The sequence below is a fragment of the uncultured Campylobacter sp. genome, assembly GCF_938030685.1.
In the GTDB taxonomy this organism is placed as follows: domain Bacteria; phylum Campylobacterota; class Campylobacteria; order Campylobacterales; family Campylobacteraceae; genus Campylobacter_B.
Window position 1 is genome coordinate 1 of record NZ_CALHHX010000059.1, and the last position, 4,039, is coordinate 4,039.

Genomic DNA, 4,039 nt, shown 5'->3' on the forward strand with positions numbered 1-4,039 from the left:
CCTCCTTGCTGTAAGCAAAAGCTGAAATTCTATCAAATTTAAACTCCTGCAAAAATGCGCAAAGCTCGTCAAATTCGGCTTCACCCTCGCCCGGGTGCCCCACGATGATGCCCGTGCGGAGGAACGAGTTTGGCGCTGCACGCATTAGGCTTAAAAGCTCTTTGATCCGCGCCGCGCTCGCGCCGCGCTTCATCAGGCTTAGCATTTTGTCGTTTATGTGCTGAATCGGCATGTCGAAGTAATTTGCGAAAACGGGTGAGCCCACGATCGTGCGGATGAGTCGCTCGTCGGTGCTGGTGGGGTAGAGATACAGCACGCGCGCGACCTTGACGCCCTTTATTTTTTCGATGCGTTTTATCAGCGCGACTAGATCTATGTCCTGTTCGTGGGCTTTTTCGTCGCCAGCACTCTCGCCGCCAGAGACCTTATCGCAGACGAGCCTACTTTGAGCGGCAATTCTATCTCTCGCGCCGCCGCTTGAGTCATTGGGGTTTTGCTCGCAGCAAGAGGCGTTAAAAATCTCTCCGTCGCGAAAGCTTGCAAAATTTAACTCGCCTTCGGAGCCTTTAAAATTTGATCCGCCGTTTTTGCCGCGCCTTAGATCGCGACCGTAGCTGCTGGAATCCTGCGCGATAAAGCTGAAATCGTAAAATCCGCGCGCCACCAAGCCGCGCACCTCCGCTTCGATATCCTCGATGCTGCGGCTTTTTAGGCGACCTTTGAAGCTCGGAATGGCGCAGAAAGAGCATTTTTGATTACAGCCCTCTGAAATTTTAACGTAAGCGTGGTAGTTTGAGCCCGTTATCACGCGCGAAGAGGTAAGCGCGGGACTTTGCAGATAGGTTTGCGGGCTGAATAAATTTTGCTTTTTTAAGATCATTTCGTCGATCTTGTCGTAGTCGCCGACGCCGCTGAAAATATCGACCTCGGGCAGCTCGCGCATGAGCTCATCCTTGTAGCGCTGCATCAGACAGCCCGTGACGACCAGCAGCGCGCCGCTTTTTTTCTGCTCGCTAAGCTTCAAAATCGTGCGGATACTCTCCTGTTTGGCGCTTGCTATGAAGCCGCAAGTATTTACGATCATCACGTCCGCACTCGCAGGTTCATCCGTGAGCTCATAGTTTTGCAAGCGCCCAAGCATGATCTCGCTATCAACTAAATTTTTATTGCAGCCTAGAGAAACGAGATGGAGTTTTGCCATTTTACAGCCAGATATTATCGATCAGGCGGGTTGTGCCGACCTTTGCGGCAAGCAGGATTATCGTATCGCCTTGCTTGATCTGCGAAATTTCATTAAATTTATAATCCACGAACGCTATATAATCGACCGCCAGCGGCTCAAGCACGCTAAGCATCTTTTCGCGGATTATATTTAGGCTGATCTCGCCTTTTTTAATAAGCGAGCTGGCATTTAGCAAGGAGCGCGAAAGCTTAAGCGCCATAAGTTTTCCCTCCTCATCCAAATAGGCGTTGCGCGAGCTAAGCGCGAGCCCATCACTTTCGCGCACAATCTCACAAGGGATGATATTTATAGGCATAAAAAAGCTCTTTACCATCTTCTGTACGATGAAAAGCTGCTGGGTGTCCTTTTTACCCATATAAACGTTGCTAGGACGAGTTAGATTAAAAAGCTTATTTAGCACTTTAAGTACGCCGTCGAAGTGCCCGGGGCGCGTTTTGCCTTCCAAAATTTCACTTATCGGCTTAGGTGCTATGATCGCTGGCTCCTCCGTGCCGTAAATTTCATCCGCGCTTGGGATAAAAAGCGCGTTCACATCGAGGCTTTCGCAAATTTTAATATCGCCCGCTTCGTTTTTTGGGTAGCTATTTAGATCCTCACCGGGCAAAAACTGTGCCGGATTGAGAAATGCAGAGACGATTACGATGTCGTTTTCGTTCCGCGCTCTTTTTATGAGGCTTGCATGCCCCGCGTGCAAAGCCCCCATCGTAGGCACGAAGCCCACGCTGCCGCTTGCTGATGCTCTGAAGCTTTTTAGCTCCTCTACGCTTCTAATGATCTGCATTGTTCTCTCTTTTCAATATAAAATATTAGGCTGGCAATTATATCAAAAAATATTAAAGGTATAAATTAAGCGCAAAAGGACGGTCTATTTAGCGAGCGTTAATCAATAAGTACTAAAATCTACCATGAGCTTTAGCTCTAAAATAAACTTCAAAAGGAGCGAAAATGGCTACTCAAGAGACAAATTTAGATTCTTTGAAAAAAGATATCGACTCTTTAAAAGCGGATTTTAAAGAGATTATGAAGTCTATCAAAAACATAGGCGCAGAGCGTGCGGAGTCTGCTAAAGATAAAATTCTAGATCAGCTAAATAGCAATGAGATCAAAAAATATATAGATGATCTAAGGCTCAAAGGCAAAGACGGCATAGAAAGCGTAAATGACACGATAAAACAAGACCCGATAAAAAGCGTCGCTATCGCTGCGGGCGTCGGATTTTTGCTCGCCTGGCTGCTGAAAAAATAATGGCCGGCATATCTGAATTTATAGTTTCGGTAGTAGAGCTCGTAGATGCTCAAGCTAGCGATATTAGGCGCTCTTTTTTAAAGAGCGCCAACTCGGTTTTACTAAACATAATCACGGGCGTAATTTGCATTATAGGCTTAGTTTTCTTTTTGTTAGGACTGCACGCGCTTCTTGAAAAAACTATTGGAGAAATTTGGGCGTATTTTGCCTGCTCCATAGCAGCTTTTTTATGTTCTATCATCGTGTATAAGGTACTTTCGTGCAAAGCGAAATGACAAAAGAAAAGCTAAGACTAGTGGTGTCTATGCTTGAAGACAAAAAAGCCGATTGTAAAAAGTTAAAGCTAGAAGAAGCAAAGCTAAAACTGCTACTAAACGACCCTCTGCCCGATCTCTCGACGGAGCTTAAACTGATTAATCATGGCAATATCAAGCAGGTTTTGATATCCCTGATAGATAAATGCTTAATAATGCCCGCCTTAAATAAAATTTTATAAACAACCTTAATCCAAAATATGTTATAATCACGCCAAAAGCATAAAAAGGTCTTAAATTTTGGATAATTACGAATACACGGAACTTTTAAAAACCCTAAATACTAAAGTCGAAAATATCGCGGGCGTCGTAAAACCGGAGAACATCAAAGCGCGCCTAAAAGAGATCGAGGAGCTTGAAAACGATCAAAATCTTTGGCAGGACGTCGCAAAAGCAGGCGCCATCGGCAAGGAAAAAACTAAAATTTCAAATATCTTAAATAAATTTCTAAACGCTAAAAATGCCGTAGACGACGCAAAAGCTCTATATGAGCTGGCAAACTCGGAAAACGACGAAGAGACGATAAACTCGCTTTTTGTCGAGGCGGATGCGCTAGAGGATAAGATCATAAATTTAGAAATTTCCATGATGCTTAGCGGCGAAAACGACGATAAAAACGCTATCGTCAGCATTCATCCGGGCGCGGGCGGTACGGAGAGTAACGACTGGGCGAGTATGCTATACCGCATGTATCTGCGCTTTTGCGAGCGAGAGGGCTTTAAGATCGAGGTTTTAGACTTTCAAGAGGGCGAGGAAGCCGGCCTTAAAGACGTTAGCTTCATCGTGCGCGGCGAGAACGCCTACGGATATCTGAAAGCCGAAAACGGCATCCATCGCCTGGTGCGCGTAAGCCCGTTTGATAGCGCAGGGCGTAGACATACGAGCTTTTCAAGCGTGATGGTAAGCCCCGAGCTAAATGATGACATCGAGATAAATATCGAAGAGAAGGATATCCGCATCGATGTGTTTCGCGCAAGCGGCGCAGGCGGACAGCATATCAATAAAACCGAAAGCGCCGTGCGCATCACGCATATCCCAACGGGCATCGTAGTAAACTGCCAAAACGACAGAAGCCAGCACAAAAACAAAGAAACGGCGATGAAGGTGTTAAAGTCGCGCCTTTACGAGCTGGAGCTGATGAAACAGCGCGAGAAAGATGAGAACGTGCCTAAAAGCGAGATCGGCTGGGGGCATCAGATCCGCTCCTACGTACTTTTCCCGTATCAGCAGGTCAAGG

Annotated in this window: 4 protein-coding genes and 1 pseudogene; 3 read left to right on the top strand and 2 right to left on the bottom strand. The window is 46.2% G+C overall.

The window, feature by feature from the left end:
• Together Q0369_RS02835 and panC are read right to left on the bottom strand one after the other, a co-directional pair.
• A pseudogene (locus Q0369_RS02835) lies at positions 1-1,138 on the bottom strand (radical SAM protein); the annotation flags it as partial.
• A 64-nt stretch (positions 1,139-1,202) separates the two neighbouring features.
• Positions 1,203-2,024, bottom strand: a complete 822-nt coding sequence (panC, locus tag Q0369_RS02840) for a pantoate--beta-alanine ligase (protein WP_297881911.1) — start codon at positions 2,022-2,024, stop codon at positions 1,203-1,205.
• Between the two features lie 164 nt (positions 2,025-2,188).
• Between panC and Q0369_RS02845 the strand changes: the two genes are divergently transcribed.
• From Q0369_RS02845 to prfB, 3 genes are all read left to right on the top strand, one after another.
• Positions 2,189-2,488 carry a DUF883 domain-containing protein gene (locus Q0369_RS02845; protein ID WP_291935598.1) on the top strand — a complete coding sequence of 100 codons (300 nt, stop codon included), beginning with the start codon at positions 2,189-2,191 and terminating at the stop codon, positions 2,486-2,488.
• Between the two features lie 259 nt (positions 2,489-2,747).
• A complete protein-coding gene (locus Q0369_RS02850; RefSeq protein ID WP_297895620.1) occupies positions 2,748-2,984 on the top strand; it encodes a hypothetical protein in 237 nt (78 codons plus the stop codon).
• Between the two features lie 58 nt (positions 2,985-3,042).
• On the top strand, positions 3,043-4,039 hold a 997-nt coding region (prfB, locus tag Q0369_RS02855; protein ID WP_298095698.1), incomplete at its 3' end, for a peptide chain release factor 2.

Coding starts and splice junctions, on each gene's coding strand:
- panC (WP_297881911.1), bottom strand. CDS start 2,024: ATGCAGATCATTAGAAGCGTAGAGGAGCTAAAAAGCTTCAGAGCATCA.
- Q0369_RS02845 (WP_291935598.1), top strand. CDS start 2,189: ATGGCTACTCAAGAGACAAATTTAGATTCTTTGAAAAAAGATATCGAC.